General features: G+C 43.4%; 21 protein-coding genes. 5 read left to right on the top strand and 16 right to left on the bottom strand.

The window, feature by feature from the left end; translation table 11 throughout:
- Nucleotides 1–165: 165 nt before the first annotated feature.
- Entirely contained in the window at nt 166–1,524 is a 1,359-nt protein-coding gene (locus tag HMPREF9625_RS03210) for an NCS2 family permease (RefSeq protein WP_009535567.1), read from the bottom strand.
- A gap of 407 nt (nt 1,525–1,931) precedes the next feature.
- On the opposite strand from HMPREF9625_RS03210, the gene ade reads away from it, so the two are divergent.
- From ade to HMPREF9625_RS03235, 5 genes are all read left to right on the top strand, one after another.
- A complete protein-coding gene (gene ade / locus HMPREF9625_RS03215; RefSeq protein WP_009535568.1) occupies nt 1,932–3,647 on the top strand; it encodes an adenine deaminase in 1,716 nt (571 codons plus the stop codon).
- A gap of 237 nt (nt 3,648–3,884) precedes the next feature.
- Nucleotides 3,885–4,019 (top strand): hypothetical protein, encoded by a 135-nt coding sequence (locus tag HMPREF9625_RS11720; RefSeq protein ID WP_009535569.1) that lies wholly within the window; start codon nt 3,885–3,887, stop codon nt 4,017–4,019.
- Entirely contained in the window at nt 4,010–4,606 is a 597-nt protein-coding gene (gene yedE / locus HMPREF9625_RS03225; protein WP_009535570.1) for a YedE family putative selenium transporter, read from the top strand. The genes HMPREF9625_RS11720 and yedE overlap by 10 nt, the downstream gene beginning before the upstream one ends.
- 2 nt (nt 4,607–4,608) lie before the next feature.
- A complete protein-coding gene (locus HMPREF9625_RS03230; protein WP_009535571.1) occupies nt 4,609–4,818 on the top strand; it encodes a sulfurtransferase TusA family protein in 210 nt (69 codons plus the stop codon).
- Nucleotide 4,819: 1 nt separating this feature from the next.
- The gene (locus HMPREF9625_RS03235; RefSeq protein ID WP_009535572.1) at nt 4,820–5,083 is read left to right on the top strand and encodes a putative Se/S carrier protein; all 264 of its coding nucleotides are present in this window, start codon (nt 4,820–4,822) and stop codon (nt 5,081–5,083) included.
- A gap of 249 nt (nt 5,084–5,332) precedes the next feature.
- Here the strand turns inward: HMPREF9625_RS03235 and HMPREF9625_RS03240 are convergent, their stop codons facing one another.
- The 15 genes from HMPREF9625_RS03240 to HMPREF9625_RS03310 all read right to left on the bottom strand — a co-directional run bounded on the left by HMPREF9625_RS03240 (nt 5,333) and on the right by HMPREF9625_RS03310 (nt 21,770).
- The gene (locus HMPREF9625_RS03240; RefSeq protein WP_009535573.1) at nt 5,333–6,031 is read right to left on the bottom strand and encodes an L-ribulose-5-phosphate 4-epimerase; all 699 of its coding nucleotides are present in this window, start codon (nt 6,029–6,031) and stop codon (nt 5,333–5,335) included.
- Between the two features lie 126 nt (nt 6,032–6,157).
- Nucleotides 6,158–7,273: an ABC transporter substrate-binding protein gene (locus HMPREF9625_RS03245; protein ID WP_009535574.1), complete on the bottom strand. Its 1,116-nt coding sequence runs from the start codon at nt 7,271–7,273 to the stop codon at nt 6,158–6,160.
- 120 nt (nt 7,274–7,393) lie between these two features.
- Nucleotides 7,394–9,040 carry an ABC transporter permease gene (locus HMPREF9625_RS03250; protein ID WP_009538259.1) on the bottom strand — a complete coding sequence of 549 codons (1,647 nt, stop codon included), beginning with the start codon at nt 9,038–9,040 and terminating at the stop codon, nt 7,394–7,396.
- Between the two features lie 2 nt (nt 9,041–9,042).
- Nucleotides 9,043–10,155 (bottom strand): ABC transporter ATP-binding protein, encoded by a 1,113-nt coding sequence (locus tag HMPREF9625_RS03255; protein ID WP_009535576.1) that lies wholly within the window; start codon nt 10,153–10,155, stop codon nt 9,043–9,045.
- A 245-nt stretch (nt 10,156–10,400) separates the two neighbouring features.
- Nucleotides 10,401–10,688: a DUF1294 domain-containing protein gene (locus HMPREF9625_RS03260; protein ID WP_009535577.1), complete on the bottom strand. Its 288-nt coding sequence runs from the start codon at nt 10,686–10,688 to the stop codon at nt 10,401–10,403.
- A complete protein-coding gene (locus HMPREF9625_RS03265; RefSeq protein ID WP_009535578.1) occupies nt 10,688–10,960 on the bottom strand; it encodes a hypothetical protein in 273 nt (90 codons plus the stop codon). The genes HMPREF9625_RS03260 and HMPREF9625_RS03265 overlap by 1 nt, the downstream gene beginning before the upstream one ends.
- Before the next feature lie 171 nt (nt 10,961–11,131).
- Entirely contained in the window at nt 11,132–11,764 is a 633-nt protein-coding gene (locus HMPREF9625_RS03270) for a histidine phosphatase family protein (RefSeq protein ID WP_009535579.1), read from the bottom strand.
- Between the two features lie 173 nt (nt 11,765–11,937).
- Nucleotides 11,938–13,371: an NAD(P)/FAD-dependent oxidoreductase gene (locus tag HMPREF9625_RS03275; RefSeq protein ID WP_009535580.1), complete on the bottom strand. Its 1,434-nt coding sequence runs from the start codon at nt 13,369–13,371 to the stop codon at nt 11,938–11,940.
- A 237-nt stretch (nt 13,372–13,608) separates the two neighbouring features.
- A complete protein-coding gene (fucO, locus tag HMPREF9625_RS03280) occupies nt 13,609–14,757 on the bottom strand; it encodes a lactaldehyde reductase (protein ID WP_009535581.1) in 1,149 nt (382 codons plus the stop codon).
- A 139-nt stretch (nt 14,758–14,896) separates the two neighbouring features.
- A complete protein-coding gene (locus tag HMPREF9625_RS03285) occupies nt 14,897–15,328 on the bottom strand; it encodes an RbsD/FucU family protein (protein WP_009535582.1) in 432 nt (143 codons plus the stop codon).
- Nucleotides 15,329–15,515: 187 nt separating this feature from the next.
- Nucleotides 15,516–16,640, bottom strand: coding sequence for an ABC transporter substrate-binding protein (locus tag HMPREF9625_RS03290; protein ID WP_009535583.1), 1,125 nt, complete (start codon nt 16,638–16,640; stop codon nt 15,516–15,518).
- 13 nt (nt 16,641–16,653) lie between these two features.
- Entirely contained in the window at nt 16,654–17,628 is a 975-nt protein-coding gene (locus HMPREF9625_RS03295; protein ID WP_009535584.1) for an ABC transporter permease, read from the bottom strand.
- Between the two features lie 2 nt (nt 17,629–17,630).
- On the bottom strand, nt 17,631–19,127 hold the full coding sequence (locus HMPREF9625_RS03300) for a sugar ABC transporter ATP-binding protein (RefSeq protein WP_009535585.1): 1,497 nt from the start codon (nt 19,125–19,127) through the stop codon (nt 17,631–17,633).
- 10 nt (nt 19,128–19,137) lie between these two features.
- On the bottom strand, nt 19,138–19,797 hold the full coding sequence (locus tag HMPREF9625_RS03305; RefSeq protein ID WP_009535586.1) for an L-fuculose-phosphate aldolase: 660 nt from the start codon (nt 19,795–19,797) through the stop codon (nt 19,138–19,140).
- A gap of 191 nt (nt 19,798–19,988) precedes the next feature.
- Complete coding sequence (locus HMPREF9625_RS03310; protein WP_009535587.1) at nt 19,989–21,770, bottom strand: L-fucose isomerase; 1,782 nt, start codon at nt 21,768–21,770, stop codon at nt 19,989–19,991.
- Nucleotides 21,771–21,798 lie beyond the last annotated feature (28 nt).

The raw sequence follows: 21,798 nt of genomic DNA on the forward strand, positions 1-21,798 counted from the left end.
TGTCGCAGGTTTCTCCTGCGACATTTCTTTAAAACTAAGACATTACCGCAGCATCGAAAATCCATCCGAAACCTAAGTATATTTTAGTCTATTTTTATTCCGTAGTGCAAAGTTTTTTCCCCTGAAACCTATCGTTACGACCGTCTCTAATATCCAAATAAAAGTTTAAATCAGGATATACTTTAAAATAAATACTATAGTCAGAACATACATAAGAGCACTGACCTTCTTACCGTTTCCGGTAGCCAGATGGATAATGCTGTGGCTCATGATACCGAAAGAAATCCCTTCAGAAATGGAATAGGTAAATGCCATGGCAATGATACAGATAAATGCCGGAATTGCAGTAAGCATATCATTCCAATCCAGCTTTGCCACCTGCTGCATCATGAAGAAGCCTACAACAATGAGTGCCGGTGCAGTTGCAAAGGATGGAATTGCAAGAAATAACGGAGAGAAGAAAAGTGCAAGAAGGAAAAATCCTGCCACAACAATGGAGGTAAGACCTGTTTTTCCTCCTTCCGCAATACCGGATGCAGACTCTCCGAAAGTCGTAATCGTGGAGGTTCCAAGAATGGCGCCCACAGTTGTTCCGATAGCATCCGCAAGCAGTGCCCCCTTAATCCCGGGAAGCTTTCCTTCTTCATCCAGCATATCCGCCTTGGAAGCACAACCGATTAAAGTTCCCAAGGTATCAAATACGTCCACGAAAAGGAAGGCAAAAACAACAACCAAAAACTCCAGGCTCGCAACTTTCGAAAGATCCAGATGCATAAAGGTCGGCGCAACGGATGCAGGCATAGCAATGATGCCGCTTGGAATCAGGCTGTAAAATCCCGCCTCGGGATTAGGCTGATAGAGACCGACAAGCTGACAGAGAATACCGAGTAACCAGGTAATCACGATACCGAAGAGAATATTTCCTTTTACATTTTTTATAACCAAAACGGCTGTAATTAAAACACCGAGAATTGCCAAAACTACAGTAATCCCTTCCGAATTGAAGGTTCCGTTTACCAAAGAACTCTTGAAGGAGAATAAGGTTACAAGCGTTGCACCATCTACTACAACGTGCGCATTTTGTAAGCCTATAAAGGTTATGAACAGACCGAATCCCACGGAAACACCCAACTTCAAAGTAGGCGGGATGGCATTAAAGATTGCCTCACGAACATTCGTGAGAGATAAAATGATAAAGATAACGCCTTCTACAAAAACAGCAGCCAAAGCCATCTGCCAGCTATAGCCCATATTCAGGACCACCGTGTAAGCAAAGTAAGCGTTTAGGCCCATTCCTGCAGAAAGAACGAAGGGTAGATTTGCCAGAAGCGCCATCATGATACTGGCAATAGCTGAAGCTATGGCTGTTGCAGTGAATACAGCTCCTGCATCCATTCCGGCTGCAGAAAGAATTCTGGGATTCACTGCGAGAATGTAGGCCATCGTCATAAAGCTGGTAATGCCCGCTATGAACTCGGTCTTTGCATCAGTATGATGTTCCTTGAGTTTGAAAAATTTTTCCATTTGTCGTCCCCCTAAAAAAGTAAATAGACAGTATATGAAAACCGACATAGACTTCACGACTTGTTCCTGTCGGGATTCAATGAGATTAAATAAAGTTCCTACATTATCCCCTGCTGCTCTCAAACTGAATTTTACCATATTCGTATAGAACGAATAACATGGCTATTTTACATCAAACAGAAAAAAAGGCTATGGTTTTTTCACATCCATTTCATTTTTATATTAACACTTGCTATAATTCTATTTTTTGAAATTTAACTTTTTCTCTAAAATTCTATTTTCTTTTCAATTATACATTATATATATTTAAGTATGGATTGCTGGATAAAAGGAGTCTTTTGTGTAATAATATATGGTAATTTATCAGACAGTCAACATTTTTGTGAAATATTGTGAGGTAGAATACCATGAACAGGAATCTCTACAGCAAGTTGTCTAAAGTTTGTTTAAAAGAAAGCTCCGCAGATCTTATTTTTAAGGATGCAAATATATTCGATGTTTACACAGGCAGCTTTTACAGAGGAGATGTCGCTGTCAAACAAGGCTATATCGTCGGAATCGGACAAGGCTTCCGCGGAAACGAAATCGTGGATTGTAAAGGGAAATATCTTTTCCCGGGATTCATTGATGCACACCTGCACTTAGAATCCACTATGGTCTCCCCGAATGAACTCATCAGCACTGCCGCACTTTGCGGCACAACAAGTTTTATCGTGGATCCGCACGAAGCCTGCAACGTCGCAGGAGCCGCCGGCATTGACTATATTTTACAGCAAAGTGAAAAGAGCCCCGCAAATGTCTATGTGATGCTCCCATCCTGTGTTCCATCCACAAATATAGATGATAACGGAGCAACTTTTCTCGCGAAAGACATGCATCCTTACTTGGAAAGCCCCCGGATTTTAGGCTTAGGGGAAGTCATGGATGCACAGAGTGTTCTCCGCATAAATCCCGAAATGTGGAATAAGCTGGAGAGCATGGACGGAAAAACCCTTGACGGTCATGCCCCATTTTTGGAAAAAGAGGCACTGCAGGCCTATGCACTCTCCGGAATTCGAACAGACCACGAAGCGGTTGATTTTCCCTATGCTTTAGAACAAGTACGATGCGGTATGCATGTGCACGTGCGGGAAGGCTCTGCAGCCAGAAATCTAGAAGCGATTATAAAGGGGATACTCAGAGAACATATTGATACACGCAGTTTTTCCTTCTGCACGGATGATAAGCATATTGAAGATATACTGGAAGAAGGACATATAAGCCACTCCATCAGAAAGGCCATTGCTCTGGGGCTTCCCGTAAAAGATGCCTATCAAATGGCTAGCATCAATACCGCGAACTGCTATCATTTAGAGCATCTGGGTGCTATCAGCCCGGGAAAACAGGCGGATCTTGTTCTCCTTTCCGACCCAAAGAAGGTAGACATCCTTTCCGTTTATCACAAGGGAAAGCGCATAGAAAAAGAAGAGAAAATATTTATTCCACGCTGTCCGAAGGACTTGAAAAAAACCGTTCATTGCAGTCCTTTGAAGGCAGAGGATTTTCATCTTCCGGTGCTCCGAAGAATCAGCAATGTCATCGGAATCATGGAAGGACAGATTACAACCGAGCGTTTACAGGTTTCCTTCCGTCGCACTTCCAATTTTGACCCTACGGAATATCCGGAATACCAAAAAATTGCGGCAATCGAACGGCATCTTGGCAGTGGAAAGATGGCTGTGGCAATCTGTCATGGCTACAATATCCACCAAGGTGCAGTGGCCAGCTCCGTTTCCCACGATTCTCATAACATCATTGTGATAGGAGATTCCGACCTCAATATGAGTATTGCGGTAAATGAACTGATTCGCTCTCAGGGCGGATACACCGTAGTTTCTCATGGCAAGGTCTTTGAAACTCTTCCTCTTCCCATTATGGGACTGATGACCGATTGCGGATATGAAGAAGTGGGAAGAAGCCTTCGGAAGATGAAGAAAAAACTACACGAAATGGGCGTTCCTATTGGCATCGACCCCTTTATCACTCTTTCCTTTATGGCTCTGCCTGTGATCCCGGAAATTCGAATCACGCCAAGAGGAATCTGTCTTATAAAGGAAACTAAACCAAGATTAATCAAAAGCTGAGATAAGGAGATGTTACAGAAGCAATCTGCAACATCTCCTTTTTTTGATCGTGTTAAACAGATATATATCTTTTATCTATTCACTTATATTTTTTCACTTTTATTTATTCACTTTTCTCTATAAGTCTTTCCTTTATTCTGATTTTACAATAATTATGCACAAATTTACGTGCTATAATATCGGAAGATTTAAGAATAATATAATCATTGTGAAGATATGGAAGAAGGAGGAGGAAGTATGAATTTTAAAGCGGAGCGTATCAACATCGCCCTCGCCGGAGGAATCATCGGAATTATTTCCGTAGCACTCGTGCTTATGGGTAATCCCGCTAACATGGGGTTCTGTCTGGCTTGTTTTATCCGATGGCACTGATAGCACTTCTTATTCTCGTTGTTGCCGCTCCGGCCTTTATCTTCTTTACCACGGAAGGTCCGGGAGCAAAGCACGCCGCCATCATCATTTCTCTTGCAGGCGGACTCATCGTAGGTGCTTTGGCACAGTACACAAGACTTTGCATGGTCGGCGGATTCCGCGACATGATTCTATTCCGTGAGCCAAAGCTCTTAATCGGTTTTTGCATGATTTTTGTTACCGCTCTTATTGGGAACCTTGCATTAGGAAAGTTCAATCTAGGCTTTGTAGAGCAGCCTGTTGCTCATAATGACGCTTTATGGAACTTCCTCGGCATGCTTCTTGCAGGCTTCGGTTGTTGTCTCCTCGGGGGCTGCCCTCTTCGACAGATGGTTATGGCAGGAGAAGGAAATACGGATTCTGCCGTTACCTATCTCGGCCTCTTGGTCGGCGCAGCATTTTGCCATAACTTTGGCCTTGCCGCATCCGGAAAAGGTCCGACTCCGAACGGCAAAGTTGCGGTAATCATCGGTCTTATTGTTTTATTCATCATCGCTGCAGTAAATACATTTTCCAAAAAAGAGTCCGCAGGGACAGAGAGGAGCTAAAGATGATTGATGCAAGAGGGCTTTCTTGCCCACAGCCGGTTATTCTCATCAAAAACGCGGTAGATAAGAGCCACGAAGCAGAGTATACTCTTTTAACCGACAATATGGCCTGTGTGGAAAATGTTTCCCGCTATGCAAAGTCTGCAGGCTATTCGACAACATTCAAAAAGGAAAATGACGAAGAGTTTTTAGTAACTCTGAAAAAGGATTAAAATGATAAGAGAATATATTGCCACTTTTCACAGCCATTTCGGGGCTATGCGTTTTCAGAAAGCAAAATTAAAGGAAGGGAACAATGCACAATTACAGCCGGTTCCCAGAGACTTAAGCTCTTCCTGCGGAACAGCAGTGCATTTCTTCCAGGACGATAAGGGAAGTTCCAATTCCTTCCATATTACAAATCCCGACGGGGAAATCGAACAGGTTGTGGAGATTGTCGGAAAAGGCTATAAAATCTGCTATTCCGAACTGGATTAGTATATCTGACATCGATATTTGACTATTATTTGATATAAATACCTATCTTTAAAAAACACAAGAAGAGCCATCGACGGATAAAACCGCCTGATGGCTCTTCTTGTTCAGAGGTAAAAATGACTATATATGAAAAAACAACTCAAAGATGAGTTATTCCCACCATGGTTTTTATCATGTTTTTCATCATGCTCCCTCGATACTTCCAGCTATTTATTCTTTCGACAAGGAAGAGAGGATATATAAGTCATTTTACTTCTTTTGTCCATAATAAGCATTTTTACCGTGCTTCCTAAAATAATGCTTATCCAAAATATAGCTTTCCATAGAAGACTCTGGATTTAAAAGTAAGGTACGAAAAGCCATTTCCGCTATTTTTTCAAGAACTACCGCATTTTCCACCGCCTTCTTAGGGGAAATACCGTAAGCAAAAGGACCGTGGTTTTTTACCAGTATACCGGGAATGGCAAGTGGATCAAGCTGCAGCTTTTCAATACACTCCACAATGACTTTTCCGGTATTCTTTTCATAGTCTTTTTTCACTTCATCTTCTTTTAAGGCTCTGGTACAGGGAATATCTCCATAAAAATAGTCCGCATGCGTGGTTCCCAAAGCCCGGATGGCTTTTCCTGCCTGGGCAAAGGACACGGCATAAGTGGAATGCGTGTGAACGATACCAAGAAGCTTCGGAAAACGACGATACAAAACAAGATGGGTCTCCGTATCGGAGGAAGGATTCCACTCTCCCTCCACCTTCTTTCCGCTCTCTACTTCCAGTACAACCATGTCATCTGCCTGCAACTTTTCATAGGCAATACCGGATGGCTTTATGACCATATATTTTCTATCTTCCGTAATACCACTTACATTTCCCCAGGTATAAATCACCACATTTTGTCTTTTTAATTCCAGATTCGCCTGAAAAACTTCTTCCTTTAAAGCTTCCAGCATTCGTTTGTCACGCCCCCTTTTCCATAGTTTTCAAAAAAGGAATCTCCATGAATAATTCATCTGAAGATTCCTTTTTCTACATTTTCTCTTTTATTTTATAAGCTTAAATCGATTTTCAGATTTATCTTATTTGTAGTACTCGGTGTAGAGCTTGTTCCAGTGCTCTAATACCTGGTCCTTGTTATTAATCAACCACTCTATGTCTCTATCTACCCACTTTACATCCTCATCCTTCGGAATGTACTTGTAGTCAATCTTTGCGTTCGGATTGGTCAGACGGATAGTTCCGAGAGCGTTTCCTCTTGCAGTCTGGCTCTCAGCAGACATAAGGAAGTTTACCATAGCCTTTGCAGCAGCCATATGCGGAGCACCTTTTACCACTGCACAACCGAAAGCAAAGTTGGAACTTCCGGATGCAGGATATACCAGCTTAATGTTCTCTGCACCACTCTTTAAGAGAGTAGACGCACCGTCTTCATAGGTAAGACCTACTACATATTCACCATCGGCCACGTTTTTAAAACAAGCGGAAGAGCTTCCCTGGATAACCATCTTATTCTTCATCAGGCCTTCAATCATACTCCATGCCTCATCACTGTCATTTCCATAAACAGCCATAATATTGGAGATATTGTTCCAAGCCGCGGAAGACTCGTTCGGATCGGAGAATACAATCTTTCCTTCCAGCTTCGGATCCAAAAGATCTTTGTAATCTTTAATATCCAAGCCGAGCTCCTTCTCTAAATCGGTATTCACACAGAATACCACAGAAGAAAGGTGGTCATAGTTATAGAATCCGTTGTTACTCTTATACTTGTCCGGAAGCTCATCTTCGTGAACGGATATAAAGGGCTCAAAAATATCCTTATTCTTGTCTCCGTCAGCCTGGTTCATGCCGCCAAGCATAACATCTCCCTGCGGATTGGCCGACTCTGCCTTGAGTCTTGCAAAAAGCTCTCCCGCAGAACCGTTTACAACCTCTACCGTAATATCCGGATACAGCTCGTTAAAGCCTTCCAATACAGTATCTACATCATCATCTGTCATAGAGCAGTAGAGAGTAAGGCTATCCCCGAGATCCTCTGTGTTCTCCGCTTCCGCCTTGCTTTCTTCCTTCCCTGCTTCTGTCTCTGCAGAGCTTGCCTGCTTTGCATCATCTCCGCCGCTCTTCGCACCGCCACAAGCCGCAAGGCTCACTGTGAGAAGGCCTAAACCAAGCCACTTCATTAGATTTTTCTTCATTTTTTTCCTCCTTAATCTATCGCTAAAACATTTCTGTTTTATGCACAAAAACTTTCATAGCTATGACTATATTCCCAAAAGGATTACTAGTCCATAGGGGGGTGTCAATCTATTATTTAATTAAACCTTAACATCCTCAGACTTACTTACAAAGAGATAAATAATCAGAGAAATCGTGGTTAAAATGGTAAGCACCGCAGAAAAGGCTGCTGCAATACCGTAGTTTCCTCTGGAAATTGCCACATACGCCGACATTGTCAGAGTAATCGTCTTATTGTTGTACAGGATGATGGCACTGGAAAGCTCTGTAACAATGGCCACCCAGCTCAAAATTGCACCGGATAGAATTCCGTTTGCCATCATCGGAACCGTTACCTTTGTAAAGGTCTTCAGCTTAGATGAGCCCAAGCTCAGTGCCGCTTCCTCTATAGAGTAGGGGATCTGCACCAAAGTTGCGGTTGCAGAACGTATGGTATAGGGCATTCGCCGAATAACCAAGGAAAGCACCATAATCCAAAGGCTTCCTACAAGCACGATAGGCGGCTTTGAGAAAGACACCGCAAGCGCGATACCGATTACCGATCCCGGAATAATATAAGGGAGCATGGAAAGAGTATCGATTGCATTGTTTAAGAAATTGCCTCTACGCACTACAAGATAAGCTATGATGATGGAAACCAAAATAATCAATGCCAGAGACAAAAATCCCAATAGGAAGGTATTCTGTATGGAACGTACAAGGAGCTTTTTTGCCGCTTGCGTATAATTAATCAAAGAATACCCCGGCTTAAACACCGATCTGTCGCAGTTCCTAAAGGACAGATAAATGATATAAACATTCGGCAAAATTGCGATTCCGCTTAATCCGTAGGTAAAGAGATAAATCAAGATTCCCATGATTCCCTTCGGTCGCTGCTTTTCTACCGGATGCAGGGCATTGATAGAGAAGGTAAATTTCTTTCCCGCCCACTTTTGAATCAGGAAAACCAATGCGGTAACCAGAATTGCCACTACGGAAATTGTTGCGGCAAAGGCATGATTTGTTCCGTTTTCTCCGATATACTGCTTATAGATTTCCACCGGGAAGGTACGGAAGCCCTCTCCGATAATCAAAGGCGTTCCGAAGTCTGCAAAGGAACGCATGAACACCAGCAAAGATGCCGCCAAAATAGTCGGCATGGAAAGACTCAAAATAATCTTAAAGAAACGGTTAATTCCTTTACAGCCAAGGCTGGTCGATGCTTCAATCAAGGAATTGTCAATGTTCTTAAAAGCACCGTTCATATAGATAAATACCAACGGATAAAGCTTTAAAGCCTGCACAAAAAGGATTCCTTTAAAGCCATAGATGCTGCCTATATTGATGCCTATTTTAGCCAGTCCTTGTGTGATCACGCCGGAGCGTCCCAAAAGCATAATCCACGCGTATGCCCCGATAAAAGGAGCGGACATACAGCAAAGAATACTTACCACAAAGAGGAATTTTGCTCCCTTTAACTGATAAAAGGAATAAAAATAGGCAAAAGGAATGCCCAAAACCAAGGTGCTTAAGGTAATGGCAATGGTCACCGAAAAGCTGTTCAAAATAGTACTGCTGTAGTACGGGTTGGTAAAAAACTTATGAAACTGCTCCAAGGTAAAGCGTCCGTTTTCATCAATCACCGATTGCTGCAGAATACCAAAGAGCGGATAAATCAAAAACACCAAAAAGAGTGCCAGCAGGGCGAAGGTGAAAAAAGTCCATATCTCCAATTTTCTTTTCATCATCCCTAAACTCCTTTTGCATTGCATGCGTCCACAAGAATATTCTTTTCCCCGTCTTCCGTGAATACATTTACCTTTTCCATATTCATCTTTAAGGAAATTTCTTCACCAACATTTAAAATATTGCTGATGGTGGATTCCTGAATGATTTCAGCGCGGTCTCCCGTCTCCAGCTCTACGGTATAATGGGTATTGAGTCCCAGGAAAATGCTTTCCGTAATGCGTGCGTGAATCAGCTCTTCTTCCTTTTCACAAAGAATAAACTCTTCGGGACGAACGCTTAACTTCACTTTTTGATTCTTCTTGAAGGATTCCTCAATGTTCTTGATTTCCGCTCTCTTTCCATTAGAAAAAGAAAGGAATGTCTCTCCGCCTTCTACAACAAGCTCCGCTTCCACTACATTGGATCGACCGATAAAACTGCTTACAAAAAGATTTGCAGGTCTCTGATAAATACTCTTCGGTGTTCCAACCTGCTGTAAAACGCCGCCCTTCATAACCGCAATACGATCGGAGATAGCCATCGCCTCTTCCTGATCATGCGTTACATACACCGTAGTAATCCCTACCTGATGCTGTGTTCTTCTTATCGCGCTACGCATATCCACACGAAGTTTTGCATCAAGGTTTGACAAAGGCTCATCCATCAAAAGTACATCCGGCTGGATGACCAAGGCTCTGGCCAAAGCCACACGTTGTTGCTGTCCTCCGGACATTCTATCCGGTTTTCTATCCGCAAGATTTTCAATCTGCATCAATCGCAAGAATTCTTCACTCTTCGCTCTCCGTTCCGGAGCCGGAACTCCGCGATTCTTTAAACCGAATTCCACATTCTGTCTTACTGTGTAATGCGGGAAAATAGCATAGTTTTGGAATACCATACCGATATTTCTTTTCGCCGGATCCAAATCATTTATTCGTTTATCATTGAAGTAAAAATCTCCGCCTTCGATGGAATTAAAGCCGGCAATCATTCGAAGAAGTGTGGTCTTTCCACAGCCCGAGGGCCCCAGTAAAGTAAAGAACTCACCCTCACGGATATCCAGACTCAAATCTGGAATGATCGTACTGTCCCCGTATCTCTTCACTGCGTTTTTAATAGAAATTGCTACACTCAATTGCCCCTCCTCATCAAAATCCTATTTCCTATCTTCTTATTCATCTTTGCTGAATCCCTGTAAAAAAACAGAAAGTAGAACCAGTATATTGTAATGTTATTTCAAAATCAAGATTTTTTCTTGATGCAATTTTATAAGTTTACAGGAATATTAAAAATTAATTTTTGTGCATTTTTGTGCAAAGCAACTTTTTTATTGTATTCTAAAAACAAATTCCCAAGCATAAAAAAGCCGGAGAACACGCTTTAGTCTATCTCCAGCACTTTGTGCACAATGACATATCCCCAGAGAAGACAAAAAAGGGGAATCATCAGTTTAAATCTTCCCTTCCTGGTCTTATGTCGAAAAATCCTCATCGCGGAAAGCGCTCCAAAAGCCCCTCCCACAAATGCCATGAGCAGTAAGGCTCGTTCCGGAATCCTCCATTCCTGGCGAATCGCTTTATATTTATCCAGACCGTAGAGAAGAAAAGTAAGGAGATTGATTACAATAAAATATAAGCCTCCTACCGAAATATCCATACCCGAAATCATTATTCTTCCTCTTCTTCTCTTTCCGCTTTTTCTTCTTTCCTTTTTTCCAGCAGTTCGGAAATATTGACTGCTGTCAGAAAAATTTCTATGATTGCAACAATAAGAAGTCCGCACTTGGCAAGGAAGATTGCACCCTTGTCTTTCTTTTTCTTTGCCTCTTTCATCCCTTCCATAAGCAGAAGAAGACCGGTCATATTTCCTAAATGAATCAAATTGCGGTTCGCCTGTCGATTTTCCTGCAAAATTTCTTCCATGATTTTTTTCTTACTCATTTTCTTTTCCTCTTTCGATTTCGAGCTTCTCCGTCAATTTCGAATTTTCTTTCTATTCCATGTCTCTTTCAATTTAGAATGCTTTTTTTGCAATCTCGGGTTTCTCATCCAAGCCCATCACTTCCATCCACTCGCAAATCCAGTATCAAATATATTGCCGACTACTCCCAATCAGACTAGGGCTTTCGCACGTATAGCTTCTAATTCATCCTCCTCAAAGAAATAGGCACGGGCATTTTCCACCCTTACGCGAACAAAGCTGTCTTGAAATGAATGTCCTTCCTTTAAAGAAAGAAGCAACATGATGACTGCACCGTGTGTAATAATCAGGATATCTTTCTCTTTCTTTACATCCGGCTTTTCTTCCGCAAGTTTCTTCTGTATTAAAGAATAGGCAGAAAAAAAACGGTTTAAAACCTCTTGATAGGATTCGCCTCCCGGAATTCTTCTGAATCGTTTATTTTCTTCCCATTCCTCCAGCTCTCTCGAGTATTCTTTTTTTGCCTCCAACCAGCTTTTCCCTTCACAAACTCCGAAGCTCATTTCTTCCAACCCGGAAATTTCTTTTACAGGGAGATGTAGCAGCTTTCCCACTATCTCCGCCGTCTCTTTTGCTCTTTTAAGCGGGCTGGTAAAGATAGAGGAGAGGGAGCGCTCTTCAAGGCTGAGCTGCCTTTCCAAATATTTGCTTAACGAATACGCCTGTCGGATTCCATTTTCATTTAGCGGAATATCCGTACTGCCCTGGATACGTCGTTCCACATTCCAGTCCGTTTCCCCATGTCTGGCTATATAAATCCGCACAATCCCCTCTCCTCCTTTCCGTTGTTTTTATTATTTCTATTGTTTCCATTGCCATTTGCACTTCTATTATTTTACTATTCTGTGCCTTTGCTGTTTCTATGCCTTTGCTGTTTCTATACCTTTGCTGTTTCTATTCCTTTGATGGTTCTGATTTTTTACTCCCCTCTTCGTTATCACTTTACTCCATGTGCAATCTCTCTTGCTACAAAGATGCCGGAAGCCGAAGCATGGGAAAGAGAATGGGTTACACCGGATCCGTCTCCGATTACATAAAGTCCCTTACATCCTGACTCCAGATGTTCATCCAGTTCTACTTCCATATTGTAGAACTTGACTTCTACTCCATAGAGCAAGGTATCTTCATTGGCTGTACCCGGAGCAATTTTATCCAAGGCATAAATCATTTCCATAATGCCATCCAGAATTCTCTTCGGAAGCACCAGGCTCAAGTCTCCCGGTGTAGCCTGCAATGTCGGCTGTACCATCCCTTCTTCGATACGCTTATGATTACTTCTTCTTCCTCTTACGAGGTCTCCGAATCGCTGCACAATCACACCGCCGCCAAGCATATTGGAAAGGCGGGCAATGCTTTCTCCGTAACCGTTACTGTCCTTGAAAGGCTCGGAAAAATGCTTTGCCACAAGGAGCGCAAAGTTGGTATTTTCCGTATGCTTCTCTTCTCCCTCGTAGCTATGGCCGTTTACGGTTACAATCCCATTCGTATTTTCATTTACCACAATCCCGTTCGGGTTCATACAGAAAGTACGTACATTATCTTCAAAAAGTGCTGTTCTATAAACAATCTTACTCTCATACAACTCATCTGTTAAATGAGAGAAAATCACAGCCGGAAGCTCCACTCTTACACCAAGATCCACACGATTTGACTTGGTGGGAATTCCCAGCTCATCACAAACCGACTCCATCCATTTACTGCCGGAGCGTCCTACGGAAACGATACATTTTTTTGCAGAAAAATCTTCCTGTTTTGTATGCAAAATAAAGCCGTCACAGTCCGTCTTAACAGATTTTTCCTCCCCTGATTTTTCCTCGAATGCTTCTCGCCTTCCTACAATTTCTATCTTCTCCACCGGAGTATCGAAATGGAACTCTACCTGCTCTTTCAGTTTTGCATAGAGATTTTTCAAAACCACATAATTGATATCCGTGCCCAGGTGTCGAACGGAAGCATCCAGAAGCTTTAAACGATTCTGCATACATAGCTTCTTAAACTTAGTTCCCGCTGTGGAGAAAAGCCTTGTGCCTTCTCCTCCGTTTTCCATATTGATTTCATCAACGTATTTCATCAGATCAAGAGCTTCCTCTTTTCCAATATATTCATATAAGGTGCCGCCGAAGTCGTTTGTTATATTGTATTTTCCATCGGAAAATGCACCTGCTCCGCCGAATCCGCTCATAATCGAGCAACTCTTACAGGAAATACAGGTCTTAATCTTCTTTCCATCAATCGGACAATGCCTTTTTTCCAGACTGTGTCCTGCCTCTAAAACCACAACAGAAAGAGCGGGGTCCTTCTTCATCAGCTCATAAGCCGCATAAATTCCTCCGGGTCCCGCACCGACAATGGCTACATCATAATTCTTCATTTGCCCTCCACATTATTTCAATGCAATGCAGTAAATATTTACAATCTAGTTTATCATAATTTTTTCAATTTTGTATATGTGAAATCCAAAAAGAGAAGCCATAGAAAACCATACGACTTCTCTTTGCATTTCTATCTTTCCTAAGTGAATTTCGCAAACTTCCCTGTCTCATTCGCTATAAAGAACAAGGTCAATAAGCTGTACTTTCCGGCTCTTACGCCTTCCTCCTGTTCCGATTTACAGTAAACTTAAGAAGAGCTCCTTGATTTCCTCAAACTTCGGATCTCTCGGGTTTCCGGGTCTGCAAGCATCATCCATAGCGGACTGGGACAAGAAATCTACATCCTCCGGCTTTACGATATTCTTTAAATCCTTGGGAATGCCTACATCCTCAGCAAGCTTCTTAACCGCATCGATTGCCGCCTTCTGATACTCTTCCTTGCTCATTTTCTCTGTACCGGGAACACCCATAGCCTTGGCTACTTCTCTTAACTTCTCTCCTACCGCTTCCTTATTGTATTCCATAACCGTAGGAAGAATGATCGCGTTAGCTACACCGTGCGGTGTATCGTAAAGAGCACCTAAGCCGTGTGCCATGGAGTGCACAATACCCAGACCGCAGTTGGAGAAGCCCATACCGGTAAGGTACTGTCCAAGTGCCATTCCTTCTCTTCCCTCAGCCGTATTCTCTACTGCACCGCGAAGAGACTTTGCAATCAGCTCAATCGCCTTTAAGTTGAACATATCGGTGATGGTATTTGCACCCTTTGTGGTATATCCCTCGATAGCATGGGTAAGCGCATCCATACCGGTAGATGCGGTAAGGCCTTTAGGCATACTGGACATCATATCGGGATCTACGAAAGCCACTACAGGAATATCGTGAGTATCCACACAAACGAACTTTCTCTTCTTCTCTACGTCAGTAATAACATAGTTAATGGTAACCTCTGCAGCGGTTCCTGCCGTTGTCGGAATAGCGAAGATTGGAACAGATGGCTTCTTTGTTGCAGAAAGTCCCTCTAAGCTTCTTACATCCTCAAACTCCGGATTGGTAATGATGATACCGATAGCCTTGGAGGTATCCATAGAGGATCCTCCGCCGATTGCGATAATATAATCCGCTCCTGACTTCTTAAATGCCGCTACACCGTTCTGCACATTTTCAATAGTCGGGTTAGCCTTGATATCAGAGTAAATCTCATAAGGAAGGCCTTCCTTATCCAGTAAATCGGTTACTTTCTTCGTTACATTAAACTTGATTAAATCCGGATCGGAACAAACAAAAGCCTTATGGAAACCACGACCCTTTGCCTCCTCTGTGACACTTAAGATTGCCCCTTTTCCATGATAAGATACTTCATTCAACACGATTCTATTAGCCATACTTACCTCCTTGTATAGGGCTGTCGCTTGCTTGACAACGACAGTCATTGTAAATAAAAACTTCCTTAAGTTCTTTTGTTTTAAATCGGTCCATCACAATCTGCTCGGGTGAGAGCCGATATATCTTCCTTTTTTAATCTTATACAACACCCTTTTGCAACATAATGTTGCCATAAAGTGCTTTTTCCGATGTAGCAATAATCAGATAGGACTTCTTTGCCTCTTCATAAAAAGCAAAGCGTTCAATACTACCGATTGCGTCTTCCCTGGAATCATACTTTGCCACAATATTTTTAAACTCATCCCAAATGGGGGTAGCCACCGTATCTCCCGGTACCTTCTTCATAATGCTCACCGGACGCTCTGTGTAAGTATCCAGCGGGAAAAGCTGCAGTACAGCATCTAAAATTTCACATACACCATGGCCGTCCATTCTTACTATGTGGGAGTCGGCACCTACTGTATGCGTCGGAAAGTTCCCATCAGCAATGAGAAGCTTGTCGGAATGCCCCATTTCACATAAGCGCTTCAGCAATTCCGGAGAAAGAATAGCAGGTATCCCTTTTAACATTTTATAATCTCCTTTTTTCCTTTGACAAACGAGGTATCACGGAAATGTAATACCTCGTTTGGAAAGTACTCTTATTCAAATATCGTGTGATACGTACGCGATATTTCATTTATAACGAGCATTACTCGTAAAACGCACGTTATCTTGTTCTTAACAAGAAGCACAGACAAAGCCTGAGGCAGCTTGTTTACTCGTAAAGACATGGAGCAATCTTCTCGTCTGCCATATTGTCCTTATTGTACCAAAGAGCGCCTGTATCTACATCGGATACGGACTCACCCTTTGCTGCCTTAACTGCAAGCTCAACTGCCTTGTAGCCAATCTGTACGGGATCCTGTGTAACGGAACCTGCGAATAAACCGTCTCTGATAGCCTGTAACTGCTTGCTTCCTGCATCGAAACCAACGGCAACAACCTTGCCCTCGCCGATCTTGTCCAGACCTTCGTTAGCTGTAATAATAGCGTTTGCAGCGAACTCGTTGGAACCGTAGATAGCGATGAGGTCGGACTTCTCTAAGATAGCGGAAGCAACTGCTGCTGCGTCAGCGTCCTTAACCTCTGCCGGGATACCTACATCGATGATCACCTTCGCACCGGACTTTTCGTTCTTTAAGCTGTCGTGTCCCTCTACGGAAACCTTATCAGCACCGACGAGCTCTGTCATAGACTCAACAAATCCCTTTGTTCTCTCCACGATAGACTGAGAGTTGGACTCCTGTGCTACTACACCGATTCTTACAACGTCTGTTGCGCCTTCAATCTTATCCTTGATTAAAGCATAAGTCTCTTTTGCAGCCAGCTTTCCAGCCTCATAGTTGTTGGTGGAAGCGTTTGCCTTGATAGCGCCTTCCGGAGCATCAGGTACACCGGAGTCAAATCCGATGATAGGAATATTTTTATCCATAGCATTCTGAATCGATCCGATGCAAGCTTTGGTATCAAGAGCCGCAAGACAGATTGCTGTCGGCTTCTGTGCAATCGCTGCATCCAGATACTCAACCTGCTGTGCAATAGCGGACTCGTTATCCGGTCCCTGGAAAGAAACCTCTGCATTAAGATCCTTTCCTGCCTGCATTGCACCCTTCTCAACTGCCTTCCAGAACTGGTGCTGGAATCCCTTGGCGATAACATTGATCTTCATTGCCTCGCCATCAACCGTTTTCTCTGCAGCCTCAGTCTTCTGCTCTTCCTGTGCTGCAGCGGTTGTTCCTGCCGCTGTTGTTCCCTCAGTCTTAGCTGCGGAACCTCCACATGCTGCGAGAGACAGAGCCATTACGCCCGCCAGTGCAACTGCCATAATTCTTTTTTTCATCTTTTTTCCTCCTTTAAACCTTTCTTTTCCTATTTAGGATATCCATATACACAGCGAATACTAAGATGATTCCTGTGATAAAGAGCTGGTAGTGTGACTGTACCCCGATGTAAGGGAAACCGATTTTTAGTACCGTCATGATGAATACACCGATGATCGTTCCCAAGATGGAGCCTACACCTCCGGAAAGAGATGTTCCTCCGATTACTACGCCGGCAATGGCATCAAGCTCAAAGCCGTTTCCGGTATTGGGCTGTGCCGTGGAGAATACTGCCACATATGCGATACCTGCAAGTGCCGCAAAAAATCCGGAGAATACATAAGCCAGAGTTTCATACTTCTTTACATTGATTCCGGAAAGTCTGGTTGCTTCTTTATTGGAACCGATGGATAAGATGTATCTTCCTGTCTTCGTCTTATTTAAAACCACTGCCATCACTGCTGCGCAGAGGGCTAAAAGCAGGAAGCCGGTCGGGAAGTTTTTCGGGAAGAGTCCTCCTTCCTTTGTCACCATGAAAATCTCTCTAAACCAAGCTCCTTCTGCAGTTCCCTGCGGGAAGGAAATGGTCTTTGTCTTCGAGACAATAGATCCGAGTCCTCTGGATACCATCATGGTTCCGAGGGTAGCGATAAATGCCGGTAATTCCAAACGGGATACCAAAATTCCGTTAATTAAACCGAATAAAGAACCGCATAAGAGAATTACAAGGAGCACTAAAGGCATAGGAAGTCCACCCTCCATAAGTGTTCCGCCAATCAAGGCGCAACAGATTGCCACAGTACCGATAGATAAATCAATGCCTCCGGTAGAAATAACGAAAGTTACACCGATTGCCATAAACGCTACATAATAGGCAGACTTGGAAATGTTGGTAAAGGTGGTGCCCTGTAAAAACTTGTCTGTCAGTAGCGAGAAAACCACGCATATTACAATGAGTGCAGCGATAACCACTGCCTGCTGGTTTGAAAAAATCTTCTTAATCTTCACCTTTAGTCCCCCTGTCTATCTGTCGCACAAGTCATAATGGTCTCCTGATTGACTTCTGCAATATCTAAGCAACCGGTCACTCTTCCTTCACACATAACGATGATACGATCGCTCATTCTTAAAATTTCAGGTAATTCCGAAGAAATCATGATGATGGATTTTCCTTCGGATACCAGTTTTTCCATAAGCTCATAGATTTCGCTCTTTGCTCCTACGTCGATTCCTCTTGTCGGTTCATCAAAAATCAAAATATCCGAATCCTTTAAGAGCCACTTCGCAATAACCACCTTCTGCTGGTTTCCGCCGGAGAGCTTCTTGATGATCTGGGAAACGCCCGGTGTCTTGGTCTTTAATTCTTCTACATACTTTTCACTGATTTCCTTACACTTCTTTTCATCAATGAAAAGTCCCTTATCCAATTTTTCGAGGGAAGCAAGACAGGTATTTTCCTCCACGGACTTATCAACCAAAAGTCCATAACGCTTTCTATCCTCGGAGAGATAGCCGATTCCCGCCTTTACCGCATCTTCCGTGGATTGAATATCCACTTCCTTTCCATGCACGTAAATCTTTCCGGAATCCCTCTTATCCGCACCGAAGAGCAGTCTTGCCACCTCCGTTCGTCCTGCACCCATGAGACCCGAGAAGCCTAAAATCTCTCCTTTCTTAAGCTCAAAGGAAACATCCTTAACAGCTTTTCCTCGACTTAAATGCTCACACTTCAGAACCACTTCTGCACCCTCCGGTACCGCAGACTGGGTCTTTGGCTCCATGAATACGGTTCTTCCAACCATGAGCTTAATAATATCGTCCTTTGTGCAATCCTTTGTAATCAGGGTTCCTACATATTCTCCATCACGCATGACCGTAACTCTATCGGAAATGACATTGATTTCATCCATCCTGTGTGAGATGTAAATGATTCCTGCTCCCTTTTCCCGTAAATCACGGATAACCTTGAATAATTCTTCGATCTCGGAAGTACTTAAGGCAGCGGTCGGCTCGTCAAAAACAATCACCTTCGCATTGGTGGAAATAGCCTTCGCAATTTCGACCATCTGCTGCTTTCCTACGGTAAGCTCCCCGATTTTTGCACCGGGCTTAATATCTACATTCAGCTTTTTAAAGAGCTCTTCCGCATCCTTTTCCATCTTCTTATCATCGATAAAGAAGCCGTTCATGCGTTCCTGTCCGATAAAAAGATTCTGTGCCACCGTCAAATCATTCATCATATTTAATTCCTGATGGACAATGGCGATTCCTGCCGCTTCCGACTCGGAAACATTTTTGTATTCTACTTCTTTCCCTTCAAAGTGAATCGTTCCTTCATCCTTTGAATATATTCCTGTCAGAATCTTCATAAGGGTGGATTTTCCGGCACCGTTCTCTCCCATGAGAGCCACTACCTCTCCCTTATATAAGTCCAACTCGGCATTTTTCAGTGCTGCTACTCCGGAGAAAGATTTCTTTATATTTTTCATTGATAATAAAGCTTCCATAATCTTCCCCCTAGTCTTTTTTCGTGCTCACTCTCTGCCCGTAGGTCTTGAATTTCTCCGCCATAAGTTCCATTTCTTCTTTCGGAAGAATGACAGGCTCGCCTATAGCTCTGGCCTTTGCGTAAACCTCAGAACAATATTCTATTTCTTCAATTATATTGTAAGCATTGAGTATATCTTTCGCTCCTGCCAATAGGCCGTGGTTTGCTAAGATTACTGCTTTCCTGTCCTTCATAGCCTCAAAGGCATTTTCCGCAAGTTCCTTACTGCCGTATGTAGCATACTTAGCCACTCTTACCGTTGGTCCTGCTACCGCAATCATATAGTGCGTAGCGGGAAGATCCTCTCTTAAGCAGGACAAAACAGTAGCATACATGGTGTGCGCGTGAACAACCGCATCAATATCCTCTCTGTACTTATAAGGCATGATATGCATTGCCCATTCGGAAGAAGGAACTCTCTTTCCCTCTACTACATTTCCGTCTAAATCAATAATTACGATGTCTTCCGGCTGAATTTCAAAAAAATCGATTCCGGAAGGAGTAATGGCTACATGGCCATGTGCTCGGTCAAAGATACTTAAGTTTCCTCCTGTACCCTTGGTAAGTCCTGCTGTTACCAGTTTCTTTCCGTACTCGATAAGAAGCAGTCTTTCCTTTTCCATTAACATAAGTCTTCCTCTTTTCCTACTGAAATAAATGAGAAGGATTTCTTGCTTTACAAAGCTTTTAAAAGCCCTAAAAATCCATTTCTCTCTTTAGACATATCACTTTATTTTTCTCTATCAATATATAAGTTTTAGCTTCTTTTTAAGCCTTAGCTCCCTCGTCTCCGACTTGGGAGCCTTTGGCTCATTTAAGTCTACTTATATAAAGGTCCGTAGTACGCACAAGCTCTGTAGTCCTGTCCCTCTAAGTCCGCTGTACCGAATCCGTTAAAGGAGTGCGGTCTAAAGATTCTTTCCTCTTCCACATTGTGGAACGCCACCGGAATTCTCAGCATGGAAGCCAAGGTAAGGAGTCTGTCTCCAACGTGACCTTCTACGGTTGCGCCGTGGTTAGCCCCCCACTTAGCCATAACATTGTAAACGGAGTCCGCAGCACCTACGCCAATCTTCGGAGCAAACCAGGTGGTCGGCCAAGTTCTGTCTGTTCTCTCATCTAAAGTCTTATGCACAGCTTCATCAAGCACGCAGGTATGTCCTTCAATAACCTGTAAGGTAGGACCAACACCCTCAACGATATTTACACGAATCATGGTGACGGGCATCTCCGCAGCTGTTCTGAAATGAGAGGAGAATCCGCCGCCTCTGAAGTACTCATAGTTCGCTCTGCACCAATCGGTAGCCTCACAGCAAGCCTGTATGTCGGCCTCTGTCAGATTCCACCACTCCTTCATAGTGCCGTTGCCCTTCTCATCCTTTGCCGCAGCACTGGCATCCAGACAGCTTGCGCCGGAATTGATGAGATGGATAATACCGTTCTTTGCGTAGCCGCTTAGCTCTTTTCCGCTGACTCTCTTCACCGCCTCCGGAGACCAGTAGGTTCTTACATCGGAGAAGATAGGCGCCTTTCCTGTGGAAAGCCAGCCGAACATCATTGCTACACCGTTTAAAGTATCGTTCTCCGTTGCAAAAGGAGTCGGCATCTTCTTTCCGTTCCAGTTAAAACCGGAAGCCATGATTGCCTCGGTAAAGTCTGCATTCGGAAGCCAGTCTGTCCACATTCTCTGTCCCTGGAAACCGCCGGCAATCGCATTTCTGCCAAGTGCCTCTTCATGCCAGCCGAGATCGTTCAACTTCGGATTTCCATAAAGAATATCTCTAACGATAAGAGCATGCTTTACGCAGAACTCCCACTGCTTGTCATCCGGAATGAATCTGGACTTCGTGATTACCTCGGGGAATTTCTTTCCGGCATTGGTATCGTAACCTTCCTTACAATTCTCCTTAACCCAAGCTAGAGCTTTCTTGTACTCTTCGGGATCGTAGATTTCCAGATTGATTCTGCGAAGAACTTCTGTCATATCAACCCATTCGGTTCTCATACCGAGGTACTTCTGGAGAAAATCCACGTTTACCACACTGCCTGCAATCCCCATGGAAACTGCACCGATATTGACATAGGACTTATTCTTCATAATTCCCACACCGACTGCAGCTCTTGCAAAGTCTAAAATCTTCTTCTCCACATCTTTGGTAATTCCGCTGCTGTCCTTATCCTGTACCTCTGTTCCATAAATAGAGAAAGCCGGAAGACCTCTCTGTGCATAAGCCGCCATAACTGCAGCAAGATATACCGCACCCGGTCTTTCTGTTCCGTTAAAGCCCCAAACCGCCTTAATGGTGTTCGGATTTAAGTCCATGGTCTCTGTTCCGTAGCACCAGCAAGGTGTAACGGTCAGTGTTCCCACTACATTTTCCTTTGCAAAGTATTCTTCGCAGATAGCCGCTTCTCCGCCGCCGCCGATGGTAGTCGGGGAAATCACAACCTCTACAGGCTCTCCGTCAGGATAACGAAGATTCTCCGAAATGAGCTTTGCAGCGCTTTTCGCCATATTCATGGTCTGCTCTTCTAAAGCCTCTCTTACTCCTCCCCATCTTCCGTCGATTGTCGGTCTGATACCAATTCTTGGATGATTCATACTTCCTCCTTTATCTGAATAAACCCCA

Origin of the sequence: Oribacterium parvum ACB1 (genome assembly GCF_000238055.2) — a bacterium.
GTDB lineage: Bacteria > Bacillota > Clostridia > Lachnospirales > Lachnospiraceae > Oribacterium > Oribacterium parvum.